Below are 18,023 nucleotides of genomic sequence, written 5' to 3'. Positions count from 1 at the left end.
GCGAGGCGATGGCACCGGCGGTGCGGTCAGTCCAGTCGCTGACCCTCGGCGAGCTCTTGTTCGGTGAGTAATTGCCGCAACTGGCTTGCCGAAGCACGCCGCATCGGCTTTTCGTCCACCTGCGATAGCGGCGCTTGGCGTAGCGCGTCGTAAGGCAGCACGGTCAGGTCGAAGGTCAGATCCTCGGCGCTGAACAGCCATACCGGGAAGTCCTCGCTGCGTTCTCGATCCAGGCGCAGACGGCGGCTGCGTAGTTCGGCCGGAATCCGTTGTTCCTCCAGAAAACGCGCCACCGCTTCCGCATCGTCGCTGTGCAATTGCAACTGCACGGGACTATTCGCATCGGCGGTACCGTCGTGCACTGGCCCGGTCAGGCGGGGGGCGAATGCGTGCAGAAACTCCATCGCGCGCAGTGCCGCCTCGCGCCGTCGACGCAGGCCATCGGCATGGCCGGGGCCGGCGAACAGGCGTTGGTGCTCGCGCAACGCCTCCTGGATTTCGCTGTTGCGTGGGAGCGAGGCGTCGTCGTGGATGCCGAGGCGGGCGGCGGCTTTGCGTTTGGCTTGATGGAAGTCGCGGATGCCGCCTTCGGCCATTAGGCGTGCCGCTTCGTGTGCCAGTTGCCGGCGGCGTTCGTGCGTGCGGGTGCGGGCGTGTTGCAGGGCATGATCCATGACGCATCTCAACGCAGAGATTAGCCCGACTGTACAACAGTTGCGCGAATATTCGGGTGCAGGCGCATCGCTATCGGATTGTGCGACTTGCGGCGAGCCTCGCCGCTTGGCGGTGCCAGCGCTGACGGACGGCTGTCAGCGCTGGTGGCTGCGCAAGGTGAGCAGCGCAAGGTCAGAAGATGTCGAATGCGGCGTCGTTGGTCTTCTGGTTCTGCAGGCTCTCGTCCACTTGCTGGATGTGATCCATGTCTTCGGCCTTGATCCATTCGGTGGCGCCGTTGAGGGTGGCCTGGACCATGCCGGCCGGTGGATCGTTGCTGGCGATCGGTTGATCCTTCAGTGCGACGCGCATGTAGTCGATCCAGATCGGCAGCGCCGCCTTGCCACCGTATTCGCGATAGCCGAGCGAGCGGTAGTCGTCACGACCGACCCAGACCGTACTCACGTAGGGGCCGCCGAAGCCGGAGAACCACGCGTCGCGGTGATCGTTGGTGGAGCCGGTCTTGCCGCCGACGTCCGCGCGGCCGAGAACCTTGGCGGGGGTGCCTGTGCCGCGTTGGACGACGTCGCGCATCATCGAGTTCATTTGGTAGGCGATGCGCTCGTCGATCACGCGTGGCGCGACCTTGGCTTGGGGATCGACGGCTGGCGTGGTTTGGGGGGCCGCAGGGTTTGCCGCCGTCGTCGCGGTCGGCTTGGCTGCCGCTGGCGGTGCGGCGGCACCGAAGTTGAAGCCGTCGACTACTTGGCTGACCGGGGTCGCATGATTGCCGATGCTGCCGCAGCTACGGCACGCGGTCGCTGGGTGTTCCTGGAACAGCACGTGGCCGTCGCGATCGGTGACTTTGTCGATGATCCAGGTGTCCACGCGCGAGCCGCCGTTGACGAAGGTCGCATAGCCGCGCGCCATCGATAGCGGGGTCAGCGAGGCAGTGCCCAGCGACATCGATAGGTTCGGCGGCAATTCGGCTTCCTGGAAGCCGAACTGGCTGATGTATTTGCGTGCGAAGTCCACGCCGATACTGTCCAGCAGTCGCACCGAAACCAGGTTGCGGGATTGCACCAGTGCTTCGCGCAGCCGCATCGGGCCGCGGAAGGCGCCGTCGTCGTTCTGTGGCGACCAGGTCTTGCCACGGCGGTCGCGGAACACCACGGGCGCGTCGAGCACGATCGAGGCTGGGTTGAAGCCTTTTTCGAACGATGCCGCGTACAGGAACGGCTTGAAGCTGGAGCCGGGCTGGCGTCGCGCCTGGGTGGCGCGGTTGAATTTGTTGCTGGCATAGCTGAAGCCGCCGACCATGGCGCGCAGCGCGCCGTTGCTTGCATCCAGCGACACCAGGGCGGCCTGCGCGTGCGGGATCTGCGTGAGTTCCCATTCGCCCGGCTTTTCGCCTGCCTGGATGCGCACCAGATCGCCGCGCTTGAGCAGGGTCGCGGGGCTGCGTCCGGTCCAGCGGCTGGCCGCGACCGGCAGCACCACGTCGGTCTTGTTGGCGAGCACCACCGTGGCGCTGCCGTCGCTGCTGGTGGCCGCGACGATGCTCGGCAGCATCCCGCTCTGGGCGTAGATCCCGGCCAGATGGTTGGCCAGCGCGGCCGCGTCGGCCGTGGCGGGGACCTCGAAGTGCTTCTCCACGCCATGCCAGCCATGGCGCCTGTCGTAGACCACCAGGCCCTGGTGCACCGCATGGGTGGCGGCAGCTTGCAAGGTGGAATCGATCGTGGTGAAGACGTGGTAGCCCTTGTCGAGCACGTCGCCACCGAAGCGCGCGATCATTTCCTGGCGGACCAGTTCGGCCACATAGGGGGCATCGACCTCGACCGGGCGCTCGTGCGGCGTGGCGTGCATCGGCACCGCCTTGGCCGCTTCGGCCTCTGCCGGAGTAATGAAGCCCAGCGCCTCCATGCGGCTGATCACATAGTTGTCGCGGCGCTGCTTGGCGCGTTCGGGGTTGCTGATCGGGTTGCCGCTGGAGGGGAACTTGGGGATGCCGGCCAGCGAGGCCATCTCGTCCAGGCTCAGCGCGTTGAGCTGTTTGCCGTAGTAATACTCGGCGGCGGCGGCGATGCCATAGGCACGGTTGCCGAAGAAGCTTTTGTTCAGGTACAGCTCGAAAATCTCGTCCTTGCTCAGTTCGGCCTCGATCTTGCGCGCCAGCAGGATCTCGGCCAGTTTGCGGGTATAGCTGTACTCGGAACTCAGGAAGAACTGGCGGGCGACCTGTTGGGTGATGGTGGAGCCGCCCGGTACGCGTTTGTCGCTGGTGGTGGCCAGCAGCCAGACAGCGCGGGCGATCCCTTTGTAGTCCACCCCGCCGTGCTCGTAGAAGCGTGCGTCTTCGGTCGCCAGGAAGGCCTGTTTGAGCCGTTCCGGCACATCCTTCATGGTGATCGGATAGCGTCTGGTCTCGCCGAACAAGGCCATGAGCTTGCCGTCGCTGGCGTAGACGTACATCGGCTCCTGCAGCTCGACCTTGCGCAGCGTCTGTACATCGGGAAGCTTGGAGGAAACGACGTAGTACAGCCCGCCGAGAGCGGCGGCTCCGACCAAGGCGAGCATGACCAGCGCTGCCAGCGCCCAAAGCAGCCAGCGACGAAAACGTGGCATCGCGAGAGATTCCGATTGCAGATTTCTTGGGCGCAGAGTATAGAGTACGCGGGGGAGCGGCTGGGGTCGTTTCTGGGGATGCAAGGGGTTTCACGCCGTAGGGTATGCCGTGACACGGGTCACGACATGTCCTGGGTGGTTGCCAATTGCGAAGAAATCGTTATTAATGCGCCGACGTAATATTTTCGTCCAAGTGCCCGTCGGCAGGGGAAAAACCGTGGGGCTTATCCCGAAAAGTCAGCCGCCGCTGATCGGTATCGACATCAGTTCGACTGCAGTCAAGTTGCTACAGCTATCGCGTAGCGGCAACCGTTTCCGTGTCGAGCATTACGCCGTCGAACCCTTGCCTCCAAACGCCGTGGTCGAAAAGAACATCGTCGAGGTCGAGGCGGTGGGCGAGGCGATTCGTCGCGCCGTGACCCGCTCCGGCACTCGCGCCAAGCATGCCGCTGCGGCTGTTGCTGGTTCGGCGGTGATCGTCAAGGTGATCCCGATGCCGGCCGAATTGGACGAGAACGAACTGGAAGCGCAGGTCGAGTTGGAGGCGGTGAACTACATCCCGTACCCGATCGAGGAAGTGAACCTGGATTTCGAGGTGCTGGGTCCCGTCGCCAACAATCCGGAGATGGTGCAGGTGCTGCTGGCCGCGTCGCGTTCGGAGAATGTCGAGCTGCGCCAGTCGGCACTGGAGTTGGCCGGTCTGGTCGCCAAGGTGATGGATGTGGAGGCCTTCGCGGTCGAGAACGCCTTCGCGCTGGTGGCCAGCGAGCTGCCCATGGCCAGCGACGGCATCGTCGCCCTGGTCGATATCGGTGCCACCATGACCACGCTCAACGTGCTGCGTGGCGGACGTAGCCTGTACAGCCGCGAGCAGGTGTTCGGCGGCAAGCAACTGACCGACGAAGTGATGCGCCGCTATGGCCTGACCTACGAGGAAGCCGGTATGGCCAAGCGCAAGGGCGGCCTGCCGGAGAGCTACGAAATCGAGGTGCTGGAGCCGTTCAAGGAGGCAACGGTGCAGCAGATCAGCCGTTTGCTGCAGTTTTTCTATGCCGGTAGCGAGTTCAACCGGGTCGACCATATCGTCCTGGCGGGCGGTTGCGCAGGATTGGCCGGGTTGCCGGAGATGGTCGAGGAACAACTGGGCGTGGCGACCGTCGTCGCCAATCCGTTGGCTCAGATGACCCTGGGGCCGAAGGTGCAGGCACATGCGTTGGCTCAGGATGCGCCGGCCTTGATGATCGCGACCGGCTTGGCGCTGAGGAGCTTCGACTGATGGCGAAGATCAATCTGCTGCCCTGGCGGGCGGAGCGGCGCAAACAGCGCGAGCGCGAGTTCTACGGGATGCTGGGTCTGGCGGCGATGGCTGGGGTGCTGTTGTCGCTGCTGATCTGGTTCTACTACGACCGCCAAGTCAGTGGCCAGAATGTGCGCAATGCCTACTTGCAAGCCGAGATCGACAAGGTCATGGCGCAGAACAAGGAAATCGACAGCCTCGATGAGCAGAAGCGGCGCCTGTTGGCGCGCAAACATGTCATCGAGGAGTTGCAGGCCAAGCGTTCGCAGATGGTGCACCTGTTCGATTCGCTGGTGCGCACCATCCCCGACGGGGTGGTACTGACCTCGGTGAAGCAGGAAGGCGACATCCTCACCTTGGAAGGCCGTGCGCAATCCAACGCGCGTGTCAGTACCTATATGCGCAATCTCGAAGGCTCGGGCTGGATGACCAAGCCGGAGCTGTCCGTCATCGAGGCCAAACCGCAAGATAAGACGACCAAGGGGCCGATCGTCGACGCCAAGGCGTTGCCTTATGTGTTCACGCTCAACGTCAAGCTGCCGGTGCCTGGCGATACCGCGGATGCGGCTCCAGGCGACGCCGGGCGCGCATCGGGGGCGAAGACTGCGGTGCCGGCAACAGGCACCAAGACGGCGACTCCGGCGGCTGCGCCTGCCGGTGCGGTCGCTGCGCCGATGCCGGGTGGGGCAGCGCACGCGGCGACCGCCACGTCAACGCAACAGGGGCCGGCGTCATGAGTAAGAAATTCAATATCAAAGACCTGGATTTCAACAATATCGGTAACTGGCCGCAGCAAGCCAAGGCCGGTTTCTGCGTCTTGTTGGCGGTGTTCATCCTGATTTTGTCGTGGTTCCTGCTGATTAGCGGTAAGTGCGATGAGCTGCAGTCGTTGGAGCACAAGGAAGCCCAACTGCGTGCTTCGTTCGAGAAAGAGCAGAGCCGTGCGGTGAACCTGCAGCCGCTGAAACAGCAACTGGTGCAGATGGGGCAGGTCTTGCAGCAAATGCTAAGGCAGTTGCCGAGCAAGACCGAAATGCCCGATCTGATCATCGATATTTCGCAGACCGCGCTGTCCAGCGGCCTGAGCAATGAGCTGTTCCAGCCGGGCCCGGAAGTGCCGAAAGAGTTCTACGCTGAGAAGCCGATTGCGCTGCGGATGGTCGGGAGCTACCACCAGTTCGGCGCATTCGTCAGTGGCGTTGCTTCGTTGCCGCGGGTCGTGATCCTGACCATGCACGACATCAACCTCAAGCCACGCGACAAGGCCAGTGGTGGTGGCCGGGGCGAACTGGAACTGTCCGGCACGGTCAAGACCTATCGCTACCTCGACGACAAGGAAATGGCCGAGCAGGAGAAGGCGGCAGCGGAGAAAAAGAACGCAAAGCAAGGCGGTGGCGCATGAGCCGACATGGCACGGTCTTGAAGGTCGTGGTCGCGGGCGTGCTGGCGTTGCTGCTTGCAGGATGCGCGCGCGATGTGACCAGCACTCCCGGCGATGCGCCGAACCTGGAGAATTGGGTCAAGGAAGTGCGAGCGCGTCCGGCGCAACCGCTGGAGCCGTTGCCGGTGATGCAGCAGTTCGAGACCTTCGAGTACACCGCGCAGGGGATGCGCGATCCGTTCAGCGATGCCTGGGTCAATCCCGACGGCAACAACGGCCTGCGCCCGGATCCGAACCGGCGCAAGGAGCCGTTGGAACAGTTTCCGCTGGACGGTCTCAAAATGGTCGGCACCTTGGGGACCGGCTCCGGTCAGGTGGCGCTGGTGATGGCGCCGGACAAGGTGACCTACCGGGTGCGTCCGGGCGTGTATATGGGCCAGAGCGATGGCCGCGTGACCGCAGTGCACGATGATCGCATCGATTTGATTGAACTGGTGCCCGATGGCGCTGGCGGTTGGCTCGAACGTCCGGCCTCTGTGGCGCTGGACGATCAATGATTGATTATGGGGATAGCACGATGACTTTTTCCAAAGCCCTGAGCCTGCGCCCCATTCGGCGCCGCGCGACGATGCGGCTATGCGCGTTGGGGGTGGTGGCGGTGCTGGGCAACGCGGTCGCCGCGCCTGTTACTGCTCCTGCTCCGGCCGCCGTCGCGGCGCCGGTGTCGACCAAGCTCTCGCTGTCGAAGATCGACTTCAAGCGTGGCGATGGTGGTTCGGGACGCATGATCCTGTCCTTCAGCGGAGCTGGCGCCAGCCCGGATCTGCGGACTCAGGGCAATAGCGTGGTGGTCGATGTCGGCAATGCGGTACTCCCGTCGGAGTTGCAGCATTCGCTCAATGTCATCGACTTCGCCACCCCGGTGCAGCGTATCGATGCCAAGCCATATGCGGGTGGCACGCAACTGGTGCTCAACACCAATGGCACGTTCGAGTCGCTGGCCTACCAGTCCGGTAACGAGTACGTGGTCGAGATCACTCCGCGCGCCGCCACGCCGGCGGTGGGCGCTGTCACCGCGGCGACGGTCAGCAAGGCTGCTGCGCAGGTGGCCGCGCGCGGCTACAGCGGTAAGCCGGTGACCTTCAACTTCCAGGACGTGCCGGTCCGCACGGTGCTGCAACTGATCGCCGAGGAATCCAACCTCAACATCGTTGCTTCCGATACCGTGCAGGGCAGCGTAACCCTGCGTCTGGTCAACGTGCCGTGGGACCAAGCCCTGGACATCGTGTTGCGCGCCAAAGGCCTGGACAAGCGCCGCGACGGTGCGGTGATCTGGGTTGCCCCGCAGCAGGAACTGGCTAAGTTCGAACAAGAAAAAGAAGACGCGCGTATCGCGATCGAGAACCGCGAGGATTTGGTCACCGACTACGTGCAGATCAACTATCACAGCGCCACGGCCATCTTCAAAGCGCTGACCGAGGCCAAGGGCATCGGTGGCGGTAGCGGTGGTGCGGGTGGCGGTGGTGGCGCTGGTGGCAGCGGTCAGAGCGACAACGGTTTCTTGTCGCCGCGTGGTCGCATCGTTGCCGACGAGCGTACCAATACGCTGATGATCAGCGACATCCCGAAGAAAATCGCGCAGATGCGCGAGCTGATCAACGTGATCGACCGGCCAGTCGATCAGGTGCTGATCGAGGGACGTATCGTCATCGCCACCGATACTTTTGCCCGTGATTTGGGAGCGCGTTTCGGCGTGGCCGGGCGTCGCAGCTACGGCAGTAACACCGGCGTCGTCAGTGGCAACGTGGCGGACAATAGCTCCATCCTCAACAACAGCTTGCATAACATCCCGAACGGGCTGAACGTCAACCTGCCCGCAGGCACGTTCACCACCGGCAACCCCGGTGCTATCGCCTACACCTTGCTTGGTGCCAACTTCTCGTTGGACATGGAGCTATCGGCGCTTCAGGAAGAGGGCCGTGGCGAAGTCATTTCGAACCCGCGCATCGTGACCTCCAACCAGCGTGAGGCGGTAATCAAGCAGGGCAAGGACATCGCCTATGTCACCATCACTGGTGGTACGGGCGGTGCGGCGGCTACGCCGAACGTGCAATTCAAGGAAGTGCTGCTTGAGCTGAAGGTGACCCCGACCATCACCGACGATGATCGTGTCTTCTTGAACATGAACGTCAAAAAGGACGAGGTCGATCACTACGTCACCTTGCAGAACTACGGCACCGTGCCAGAAATCAACCGTCGTGAGATCAATACGGCGGTGCTGGTGGACGATGGGCAGACCGTGGTGATCGGCGGCGTTTACGAATTCACCGATCGTAACAGCGTGGCTAAAGTGCCGTTCCTGGGCGATGTCCCCTTCCTGGGCAATCTGTTCAAGCAGCGCGGTCGCAGCAAGGCCAAGGCCGAGTTGCTGATTTTCGTCACGCCCAAGGTCATGCGCGTCGCCAAGCGCGCTGGTTGAGGTAGCGCCGTCAGGCGCTGGAGTCGTCCAACGGGAGAGGCGCAGGTCTCTCCCGTTGTCGTTCCTGGCGCTGGATGATGAGAGTCTGAATTCGTCTCGTGCGGCGTTGCTTGTGCACGGAACCATTTCAGCGAGGATCGGTCAAACTCGGCACATGAACACTCCATCCCCGACTTTCGATTCTTCCTCTGCTGCGTCCGAGCAGCAGCGCCTGCACGCCGCGTTCGTCGCCTTGCGCGAAGGCCTGTCCCAGACCATCGTCGGCCAGTCGGCGCTGGTGGAGCGCCTGCTCATCGCGTTGCTCGCCGATGGTCATCTGCTGGTCGAGGGCGCGCCCGGCCTGGCCAAGACCACCGCGATCCGTGCACTGGCCGCGCGCCTGGAAGCGGATTTCGCACGTGTCCAGTTCACTCCGGATTTGCTCCCGGCCGATCTCACCGGCACCGAAGTCTGGCGTCCGCAGGAAAGCCGCTTCGAGTTTCTGCCGGGACCGATCTTCCATCCGATCCTGCTCGCTGACGAGATCAACCGCGCACCGGCCAAGGTGCAGTCGGCCTTGCTCGAAGCGATGGGCGAGCGCCAGGTCACCGTTGGCCGCCACACCTATGCCCTGCCTAAATTGTTCCTGGTGATGGCGACACAGAACCCGATCGAGCAGGAAGGCACTTTCCCGCTACCGGAAGCGCAACTGGACCGTTTCCTGATGCACGTGCGTATCGGCTATCCCGAAGCCGCCGCAGAAGCGGAGATCCTGCGTCTGGCCCGCGAGCGTGCGCGCGAAACGTTGGAAGCAGGCGAGGCGCTGCCACCGCGCATGCCGCTGGACGATGTGTTCGCGGCACGCCGCGCGGTACTGGCGTTGCATATGGCGCCGCCGCTGGAGCGCTATCTGATCGAACTGGTGCTGGCCTCGCGCGATGCCAGCGGCTACGACGCCACGCTGGCGCGGCGGATCGCGTGGGGCGCAAGCCCGCGTGGCTCGATTGCGCTGGAGCGTTGCGCGCGCGCACGCGCCTGGTTGGCCGGGCGCGATTTCGTCACTCCCGACGATGTGCGTGCGGTCGCGTTGGATGTGCTGCGCCACCGTGTATTGCCCAGCTACGAGGCCACCGCCGAGGGCTGGGACGGTGATCGTCTGGTCGCTGCCTTGCTGGATAAGGTGCCGCCGCCGTGAACGGGGCCGGGGAAGATCGCAGCGACGCACGGACGCGTCGCGCTGTCGTGCTGGCGAGGTAGGGCGAGATGACCGTGCAGGCGACAACGTCGGGCATGTCACAGGCTGCCGTCTCGGTCGATGCCGGGATTGCCCCTAGCCTGGCGGAATTGGTGGCGTTGCGTGCCGCCGTGGCCAGGGTGCCACCGCCGCGTCGCGGTCGGCATGGTCTCAGTGGTGCCGCGCCATCGGCATCGCGCGGGCGTGGCATGGACTATGCCGAGTCGCGCGAATACGTGGTGGGCGACGATGTGCGCCATATCGACTGGCGGCTCACCGCGCGGAGTGGTCGCACCCATACCAAGGTGTTCCAGGCCGAGCGCGAACGGCTGAGCCTGATCGTGGCCGACACCGCGCCGTCGTTATATTTCGGTACCCGTGTGCGTTTCAAATCGGTGCAGGCAGCGCGTGCCGGCGCAGTGGCTGCCTGGGCCGCGCAGCGGCAGGGCGACCGCTTGGCCGCCTTGCGTGGCAGCCGCAGCGAAGCGCCGGTGCCGCCAGCATCGGGGCAGCGTGGTGTCTTGCGTGTGCTGGATGCGTTGGTGCGTTGGTATGCGCAACCGCCGCAGGACGATGCGGGTCTGGGCGTGGCGCTGGAGCATGCGGCGATGCTGCTGCGTCCGGGATCCCGACTGGTCGTGCTGGCCGATCCAGCCAGTGCCAAGGCCGTCCCCGCAGCGCGCTGGGCGACCCTGGCGCGGCACAACGACGTGGAACTGCTGCTGTTGGCCGATGCACTGGAGTTGCAACCGCCGCGCGCGGCGCTACCGTTCTGGACCAGCGAGCGTCGGGTCGAGGTCGATCTGCTGTCCACCCACGCGCGACAAGGTTGGCGCGAGCAGTTTGTGCAGCCGCTGGAAACCCTTGCGGCCGAGTTGCCTGGCCGTGGGGTGCAGGTGCGGGTGCTGCGCGGCGATGCGCCCAGCGAGTCCTGGCTGCTGTCATCGGGATCGCGAGCTGCAAACGTATGAGTCCGCAACACCTGGCGCTGCGTGATGTGCATCTGCCGCCCGCACCGGCCTGGTGGCCGCCTGCGCCTGGCTGGTGGATGGTGGCTGCGCTGCTGTTGCTGGTCATCGGGGGCGTTGTGTTTTTGGCGATGCGCAAGCGTCGGCGCGGCCAACGTTGGCAGCGCCAATTCGATGCGGCATTGCACGCGCGCGCGCTTCCCGCGCAAGTCGCTGCGGTGTCGGAACTGCTGCGGCGTGCGGCACGGCGCAGCGACCCTGTCGCCGCAACATTGCAGGGCGAGGCATGGCTGCGTTTCCTCGATGGCCCCAAACGCCAGGAGTTCTCCGTCGGTCCGGGGCGCCTGCTGCTCGATGGCGGGTATCGGCGCACGCTGGATCCTGCGCAGGTGCAGGCGCTGCTACCGTTGGCACGGCAGCGCTTTCTGGAACTGATGGCGGCGCGGCGCGGATGATGGCGATGAGTATGTTTTCGCACGATTGGCACAGCGCCGCCGACATGTTGGCTGGATTTGCCTGGCCATGGATGTGGTTGGCCCTGCCGTTACCATTGTTGGCACGTTGGCTGTTGCCTGCGCGCCGGGGCGATGCACCGGCCTTGCGTGTGCCCTATGGCGAACGCTTGCAGGCGGTGGCGGCAGCGCCGACGCGAGGTGGCCTGTGGCGTGCCGGGGGCTGGCTGGCGTGGCTTGCCTGGTGTTGTCTGTGCGCGGCAGCGGCGCGCCCATTGCAGCTTGGCGAGCCGATCGCGCCACCGCAGCAGGCCCGGCAAATGATGCTGGCGGTGGACCTGTCCGGCAGCATGAGCGACCCGGACATGCGTCTGGGGGGGCGCGTGGTCGATCGCCTGACCGCAGCCAAAGCGGTGCTGGCCGACTTCCTGGACCGCCGCGACGGTGATCGCATCGGTTTGCTGGTGTTCGGTCAACAGGCCTACGCGCTGACCCCGTTGACCGCCGATCTGGCCACCGTGCGCGACCAATTGCGCGACAGCGTGGTCGGACTGGCGGGCCGCGAAACCGCGTTGGGCGACGCGATCGCGCTGGCGGTCAAACGTTTGCGCGAACAACAGCAAGGCGAGCGGGTGTTGATCGTGCTCACCGACGGTGTCAGCAATGCCGGTGTCCTGGATCCGCTCAAGGCGGCCGAACTGGCCAAGGCCGAGCACGTGCGCGTGTACACGATTGCGTTGGGGGGCGAGGGTGGTGGCATGTCGTTTTTCGGCATGTCGATTCCCGGCAGCGGCGGCGACGACGAAGTCGACGAAGACACCTTGCGCAAAATCGCACAGGACACCGGCGGCCGCTTCTTTCGCGCACGCGACACGGCCCAATTGGCCTCGATCTATGCCGAATTGGATCGGCTGGAGCCGGTGCGCTCGGCGGGGCCGGCGGTACGTCCGCGGATCGAACGTTATGTGTGGCCGCTTAGCGCGGCGCTGGTGTTGGCGCTGGCGGCGTTCGCGTGGCCGTGGAGGCGCAGATGAGCGCCGTGATGGACTTTTTGCATGCGTTGCACCTGCTGCGCCCGCAGTGGTTGTGGGCGCTGCTGTTACTGCCCTTGCTGGGCTGGAGTTGGTGGCGTCGTCGCCGCCGCCGCGACATCTGGCTGCGCACGGTGGATGCGCACCTGTTGCCGCATCTGCTCGCGCGCGCTGGGCGCAAGGGCACGCTGGGACTGTGGCTGGGGACGCTCGCTTATCTGATTGCGGTGCTGGCGCTGGCCGGACCGAGTTGGCGTGAGCAAGCGCAGCCGCTTTGGCAGTCGCACATTCCGTTGGTGATCGCGCTGGATCTATCCTCGCGCATCGAGGCCAGCGACCTGCCGCCGTCGCGTTTGCTGCAGGCGCGTGCCAAGCTGGCAAGGTTGCTGAAAGAGCGCAGCGGTGGCGAGGTGGCATTGCTTGCCTATGCAGGCGAGCCTTATACCGTCGCACCGTTGACCGACGACGCGGGCAACGTGGCCTTGTTCCTGGATGCGCTGTCGCCGCAGGTGATGCCGGTGGCAGGGCAACGTAGCGATTTGGCGATCGATTGGGCGGCGCGGTTGCTGCGTCAGGCGGGTTTTTCCCATGGCGATATCCTGCTGCTCAGCGATCAGGCCGATGCTCAGGCGCAGCAGGCGGCTGCGCGCGCGGCCAGCCAGGGCTATCGCGTCTGCGTCCTGGGACTGGGAACGCCACAGGGCGCCGCCTATCGTGACGCTCAGGGTGGCTTGGGTCATGCGCAATTGGATGCAGCATCGTTGCGTGCGCTGGCGTCTGCAGGTCATGGCGATTACGCCGGGATAACGCCCGACGATGCGGATCTGCGTGCGTTGGGTGTGCTGCGGTCGCAGGATCAACAGGCGACGCTGGCGGATAAAAGTCAGGGCCGTATTTGGCTGGATCAGGGCTACTGGTTGCTGCCGCCGTTGATGTTGTTGGCGTTGTGCGCGTTCCGTCGTCGTGGCGTTACGGCGCTGGTGTTGTTGTGCGTACTGTTGCCATTGGCGACGCCACGATTGGCGCAGGCGGCCGATGCGGGTCGCCGGGATGGGTTGTGGCAGCGCCCGGATCAGGTGCGTCAGCAGCGCCTGGATACGGGCGTGCAAGCGTATCGCAAAGGCGATTTCGCCGCCGCGCAACAGCAGTTCGAGGGCGTGGATAGCGATGTCGGCTGGTACAACCTGGGCAATGCGCTGGCGCGTCAGGGCCGTTACGATCAGGCGATCACGGCCTACGACAAGGCGTTGAGCTTGCATCCGCAGATGGCCGATGCGATCGCCAATCGCGCGGCGGTGGAAGCGGCGCGCAAGCGTCAAGCGTCGGCGCAGCCTCCGCAATCGGGTCAGCAGGGACAGGATCGCTCGCAGCAGCAAAAGGGTCAGCAGCAAAAGGGTCAGGCGCATAACGGCGATCAACAAAACAGCCAGCAGCAAATGGGCGAACAAGGCAAGGATTCGCAGCAAAACGCCCAACAGCAAAACGGCCAATCGCAACAGAAAAACCCCGCTCAGCAGCAAGCTGCCCAGCAACACGCCGATTCGCCCGCTACGCAAAAGCGCGATGCGCAAAAAACGCCGCCGACGCCTGCCGATGCTAAGGCCCAGCAACAGGCCGATGCGGCGCAGCGCCAGCAGATGCAGCAAGCGATGGCAGGGCAGGGTGCGGAGGATCAACACGCAACGCGTGCCGCCGAGGTGGCGAAGGAAACTCCGCAGCAGCGCGCGCAACGTCAGGCGGTGGAAGCGTGGTTGCGACGGGTGCCGGATGATCCCGGTAATCTGCTGCGGACTAAATTCATGCTCGAACACCAACGCAGACAGCGGGAAGAACCATGATCGACTTCAAGCGACATTACCGGAGCGCACACGGTGTTGCCTTGCTGCTGTTGGTCGCGTTGTGGCTGACGGTCATGCCGGTGGCTGCGGCCACGCGTGCATGGCTGGACCGCGATAGCGTCGGTATTGACGAAGGCGTCACCCTCAATATCGAAACCGATCAGACGACAGCGCTGCCGGACTACACGCCGCTGCGTGCGCAGTTCATCCTCAGCAACGAAATCAAGAGCCGGCAGATGCAGGTCGTCAACGGGATGGTTTCGTCCAAGGCGTTGTTCGGCGTGGTGTTGACGCCGCGCACCAGCGGCACCTTGCAGATTCCCTCGTTGCGGGTCGGTAATGAGCAGACGGCGCCATTGCGTTTGCAGGTCGCGGCTGCAGCGGCCGCGTCGCCGCCGGCTGGTACTCCTGCAGCCGATTCGTCAGCGCTTGGCGATGCCGACGTCTTCGTGCAGACGCAGGTGGATGACGCCCAGCCGTATGTGCAGCAGAGCGTGGGCGTGGTGGTGCGGTTGTACCTGGGTGTGCCGTTGAATTCGGGAGAGCTGGATCTGCAGGCGCCTGTGGGCGCGGCGTTACAACGCATTGGCGAGGATATCCAGAGCCGGCGCGAGATCAACGGGCGGATGTACACGGTGGTCGAACGCCACTATCTGCTGGTGCCTGAGCACAGCGGTCCGTTGCTGTTGCCCGGTGCGCGCTTCGTTGGGCACGGTCTGGGCGGTTTATTCGACGATGACTTCATCGGCCGTGGGGGCGATCTCAACGCGCGTAGTGCGGCGCAGACCTTGCAGGTGCGTGCGCAGCCGGCCAGCGCGCCGCAGCCGTGGTTACCCTTGCATGGGTTGAGCTTGCGTTACACGGTCACGCCGCCGCGTGCGAAGGTCGGCGAGGCGGCGGATATCGTCGTCGAGGCGCATGCGCGCGGTGCCATCCAGGCGCAGTTTCCGGAATTGCCGACGCCCAGTGCCGATGGCGCGCAGGTGTTCGCCGAGCCAGCGAAGGTGCAAGAGCGTTTTGTCGATGGGGGGCCGGAGCTGACGATTACCCGACGTTATTCGATCGTGCCGCAGAACGCCGGGCCGCTGCTGCTGCATGGTTTGCAGATGCCTTGGTGGGATGTGGCCGCCGGCGCCGCGCGTGAGGCCGTGCTGCCGGATCTGACCTTGCAGGTGCAGCCCGGTCAGGGAGTGCCCGCGCCGCCACCGGTCAGTCCCACGGCGACAGCGCCGAGCGCGACGCCGGCTGACAGTGCGCCAGTGACATCGTCTACGCAGTACGCGGGGGTCGCCTCTGTGCGGCTGTGGATGGTGCTCGCGGTGGGCTTTGCGGTGCTGTGGCTGGCGACCCTGGTCTGGGCCTGGCGTCGCGTGCGGCACACACATGGTGCCGCCGCAATGCCGCCGATGCCAGTCGCTGCCGCTGCGTCGCGACCTCCGCGTGCGGGCCTGGCCGAGCTGCGCAAGGCGTTGGACAGCGGAGGTTTTGAAGAGGTCGTCATGCTGTTGTGTGCCCAGGCGGGTGTTGCCGATCTCGATGCGGTAGTGCTGCGGCTGGACGATGCCGCGCAGCGCGAGGCATTGCTGCGAATGCAGCGCGCGTGCTGGGGCACCGCAGGCGATGTGCAGGGCGCGCGTGCCGCATTGCGCGCTGCGTTCGCGTCCGGGCCGCGTTGGCGTGAGCAGGGGCGGTCTGCGTCCGATGGCGATGATCTGCCGCCGCTGTATCCGCGCGATGCGTGAGCTCTGATCGCATTTGCCGCAACGCATTGTGTTGCCCGGCGCAGCGCACGAGCGGCGTGCGCTGGAGTCGTTGCGATGATCCGCCACGGCTTGGGCGCGGCGACATTGCCGTGATGTTGGGTGCTCGCTGACTCGCGCCTGCGCAAAGTGCATGGTATGTGCCGCCCCGACATGCCGTGTCGCCGCCTGTGGGACAATGGCAGGCCCGACGCCACGCGCCCGCTGCCGACAGAGCCCTCATGACGACGCCTACCCGCCGCCAACTCGCCAATGCGATTCGCTTCCTCGCCGCCGATGCGGTGGAGGCCGCCAAGTCCGGTCATCCTGGCATGCCGATGGGCATGGCCGATATCGCCGAAGTGTTGTGGAACGATTTCCTGCGCCACAATCCGAACAATCCGCAGTGGTTCAATCGCGACCGGTTTGTCCTCTCCAACGGTCATGGCTCGATGCTGCAATACGCGTTGCTGCATCTGTCCGGTTACGACTTGCCGATTGAGGAACTCAAGCGCTTCCGTCAGTTGCATAGCAAGACCGCTGGCCATCCCGAGCGCTGCGAAACCCCCGGTGTGGAGACTACGACCGGGCCGCTCGGTCAGGGCTTTGCCAACGCGGTTGGTTTCGCGCTGGCCGAGAAGTTGCTCGCGCAGCGCTACAACCGGCCCGAGCATCAGATCGTTGATCACCGCACCTGGGTGTTCATGGGCGACGGCTGCCTGATGGAAGGCATCTCGCACGAAGCGGCCTCGCTGGCCGGCACTTGGGGCCTGGGCAAGCTGGTGGCGTTCTGGGACAACAACCATATCTCCATCGACGGCAACACTGCCGGCTGGTTCAGTGACGACACCCCGGCGCGCTTCGAGGCTTATGGCTGGCATGTGGTCCGCGACGTGGACGGCCACGATGCCGAGGCAATCAAGGCGGCGATCGAGACCGCAATGGCCGAATGCGATAAGCCCACACTGATCTGCTGCCGTACCACCATCGGCTTCGGTGCGCCGAACAAGGCCGGCAAGGAATCCTCGCACGGCGCGCCGTTGGGCAAGGACGAGCTGGAGGGCGCGCGCAAGGCGTTGAACTGGCCCTATGGCCCGTTCGAGATTCCGGCAGAAATCTACGCTGGCTGGCGCGCCGGTGGTAGTGGCACGCTGCGTCAGGCCGAGTGGGAGCAGGCGTTCGACAAATACGCCAAACAGTATCCGGCCGAAGCGGCGGAGCTGATCCGGCGCTCGCACGGCGAACTGCCGGAGGATTTCATCGCCCAGGCCGATGCCTACATCGCCAAGCAGGCCGCCGAGGGCCAGAGCATCGCCTCGCGTAAGGCATCGCAGATGGCGATTGAGGCATTCGCGCCGCTGCTGCCGGAATTGGTGGGTGGCTCGGCTGACCTGGCTCACTCCAACCTGACCCTGTGGAAATCCAGCAAGTCGGTCGCCAGCGACGATCCCAATGCCAACTACGTGTACTACGGTGTGCGCGAGTTCGGCATGACCGCCATTGCCAACGGCTTGGCGCTGCATGGCGGCTTTATTCCGTTCGACGCCACCTTCCTGGTGTTCAGCGATTACGCCCGCAATGGTCTGCGCATGAGCGCGTTGATCCCGGCGCATGCGATCCACGTGTACACCCACGACTCGATCGGCCTGGGCGAGGATGGCCCGACCCATCAGCCGGTGGAACACCTGGCCGCGTTGCGCTATATCCCCAACAACGATGTGTGGCGTCCCTGCGATACGGTCGAGTCTGCGGTGAGCTGGAAGGCCGCGATCACCCGTAAGGACGGCCCGAGCTGTCTGGTGTTCAGTCGCCAGAATCTGCCGCACCAAGCGCGTAGCGATGCGCAGATCAAGCAAATCGAGCGCGGTGGTTACGTGTTGGCCGATGCCGCTGGTGGCGTACCCGATGTGATTTTGATCGGCACCGGCTCGGAAGTTGGTCTGGCGATGGAGGCGAAGCAGGTGCTCGACGCCGCAGGCTTGAAGACCCGCGTGGTGTCGATGCCATGCACCGATGTGTTCGACCGTCAGGATGCTGCTTACCGCGAGTCGGTACTGCCGAAGGCGGTGCGCAAGCGTGTGGCGGTGGAGGCTGGTGTCACCGGCTTCTGGCGTGCCTACGTTGGCCTGGACGGCGCAGTGATTGGTATCGACAGCTTCGGCGCCTCGGCGCCGGCGGAGGTGTTGTACAAGCACTTCCAGATCACGGTTGAGCATGTGGTCGCGGCAGCGCGCGCGCTGTAGGGCGAACCTGTCACTTGTCGGCAACAGCGGGCCGACACAGGCTGGCCGGCTGTTTGTGTGTCGCGTCGATTCGCTACGCGGCTATTTGCATTGTTGCTTG

Annotated in this window: 14 protein-coding genes; 12 read left to right on the top strand and 2 right to left on the bottom strand. The window is 64.7% G+C overall.

Going from position 1 to position 18,023, the window contains the following annotated elements; genetic code table 11:
- Positions 1-26: 26 nt before the first annotated feature.
- Both XALGPE39_RS10625 and XALGPE39_RS10620 read right to left on the bottom strand, forming a co-directional pair.
- A complete protein-coding gene (locus XALGPE39_RS10625; RefSeq protein WP_045728150.1) occupies positions 27-674 on the bottom strand; it encodes a hypothetical protein in 648 nt (215 codons plus the stop codon).
- 172 nt (positions 675-846) lie between these two features.
- Positions 847-3,282 carry a penicillin-binding protein 1A gene (locus XALGPE39_RS10620; RefSeq protein WP_045728149.1) on the bottom strand — a complete coding sequence of 812 codons (2,436 nt, stop codon included), beginning with the start codon at positions 3,280-3,282 and terminating at the stop codon, positions 847-849.
- A gap of 217 nt (positions 3,283-3,499) precedes the next feature.
- On the opposite strand from XALGPE39_RS10620, the gene XALGPE39_RS10615 reads away from it, so the two are divergent.
- From XALGPE39_RS10615 to tkt, 12 genes are all read left to right on the top strand, one after another.
- The gene (locus XALGPE39_RS10615; RefSeq protein ID WP_045728148.1) at positions 3,500-4,558 is read left to right on the top strand and encodes a pilus assembly protein PilM; all 1,059 of its coding nucleotides are present in this window, start codon (positions 3,500-3,502) and stop codon (positions 4,556-4,558) included.
- Positions 4,558-5,316 (top strand): PilN domain-containing protein, encoded by a 759-nt coding sequence (locus XALGPE39_RS10610; protein ID WP_045728147.1) that lies wholly within the window; start codon positions 4,558-4,560, stop codon positions 5,314-5,316. The genes XALGPE39_RS10615 and XALGPE39_RS10610 overlap by 1 nt, the downstream gene beginning before the upstream one ends.
- Positions 5,313-5,981: a type 4a pilus biogenesis protein PilO gene (locus XALGPE39_RS10605; protein WP_045728146.1), complete on the top strand. Its 669-nt coding sequence runs from the start codon at positions 5,313-5,315 to the stop codon at positions 5,979-5,981. The genes XALGPE39_RS10610 and XALGPE39_RS10605 overlap by 4 nt, the downstream gene beginning before the upstream one ends.
- On the top strand, positions 5,978-6,517 hold the full coding sequence (locus tag XALGPE39_RS10600) for a pilus assembly protein PilP (protein WP_045728145.1): 540 nt from the start codon (positions 5,978-5,980) through the stop codon (positions 6,515-6,517). The genes XALGPE39_RS10605 and XALGPE39_RS10600 overlap by 4 nt, the downstream gene beginning before the upstream one ends.
- Positions 6,518-6,537: 20 nt before the next feature.
- A complete protein-coding gene (locus tag XALGPE39_RS10595; protein WP_045728144.1) occupies positions 6,538-8,439 on the top strand; it encodes a type IV pilus secretin PilQ family protein in 1,902 nt (633 codons plus the stop codon).
- A gap of 154 nt (positions 8,440-8,593) precedes the next feature.
- The gene (locus tag XALGPE39_RS10590) at positions 8,594-9,613 is read left to right on the top strand and encodes a MoxR family ATPase (RefSeq protein ID WP_045728143.1); all 1,020 of its coding nucleotides are present in this window, start codon (positions 8,594-8,596) and stop codon (positions 9,611-9,613) included.
- 95 nt (positions 9,614-9,708) lie between these two features.
- Positions 9,709-10,623, top strand: a complete 915-nt coding sequence (locus XALGPE39_RS10585) for a DUF58 domain-containing protein (RefSeq protein WP_152624886.1) — start codon at positions 9,709-9,711, stop codon at positions 10,621-10,623.
- The gene (locus tag XALGPE39_RS10580; protein WP_045728141.1) at positions 10,620-11,075 is read left to right on the top strand and encodes a DUF4381 domain-containing protein; all 456 of its coding nucleotides are present in this window, start codon (positions 10,620-10,622) and stop codon (positions 11,073-11,075) included. Before XALGPE39_RS10585 ends, XALGPE39_RS10580 begins: the two co-directional genes overlap by 4 nt.
- An 11-nt stretch (positions 11,076-11,086) precedes the next feature.
- Positions 11,087-12,106, top strand: a complete 1,020-nt coding sequence (locus XALGPE39_RS10575; RefSeq protein ID WP_161795354.1) for a VWA domain-containing protein — start codon at positions 11,087-11,089, stop codon at positions 12,104-12,106.
- On the top strand, positions 12,103-13,941 hold the full coding sequence (locus tag XALGPE39_RS10570; protein ID WP_045729148.1) for a tetratricopeptide repeat protein: 1,839 nt from the start codon (positions 12,103-12,105) through the stop codon (positions 13,939-13,941). The genes XALGPE39_RS10575 and XALGPE39_RS10570 overlap by 4 nt, the downstream gene beginning before the upstream one ends.
- Positions 13,938-15,683 carry a BatD family protein gene (locus XALGPE39_RS10565; protein WP_045728139.1) on the top strand — a complete coding sequence of 582 codons (1,746 nt, stop codon included), beginning with the start codon at positions 13,938-13,940 and terminating at the stop codon, positions 15,681-15,683. The genes XALGPE39_RS10570 and XALGPE39_RS10565 overlap by 4 nt, the downstream gene beginning before the upstream one ends.
- A gap of 239 nt (positions 15,684-15,922) precedes the next feature.
- On the top strand, positions 15,923-17,923 hold the full coding sequence (gene tkt, locus XALGPE39_RS10560; protein WP_045728138.1) for a transketolase: 2,001 nt from the start codon (positions 15,923-15,925) through the stop codon (positions 17,921-17,923).
- The last annotated feature ends 100 nt before the right edge of the window (positions 17,924-18,023 follow it).

This window comes from Xanthomonas sp. GPE 39 (assembly GCF_000963005.1).
Taxonomy (GTDB): domain Bacteria; phylum Pseudomonadota; class Gammaproteobacteria; order Xanthomonadales; family Xanthomonadaceae; genus Xanthomonas_A.
The sequence above is the reverse complement of the archived record's forward strand: the minus strand, read 5'-3'. Positions and strand labels throughout refer to the sequence as shown.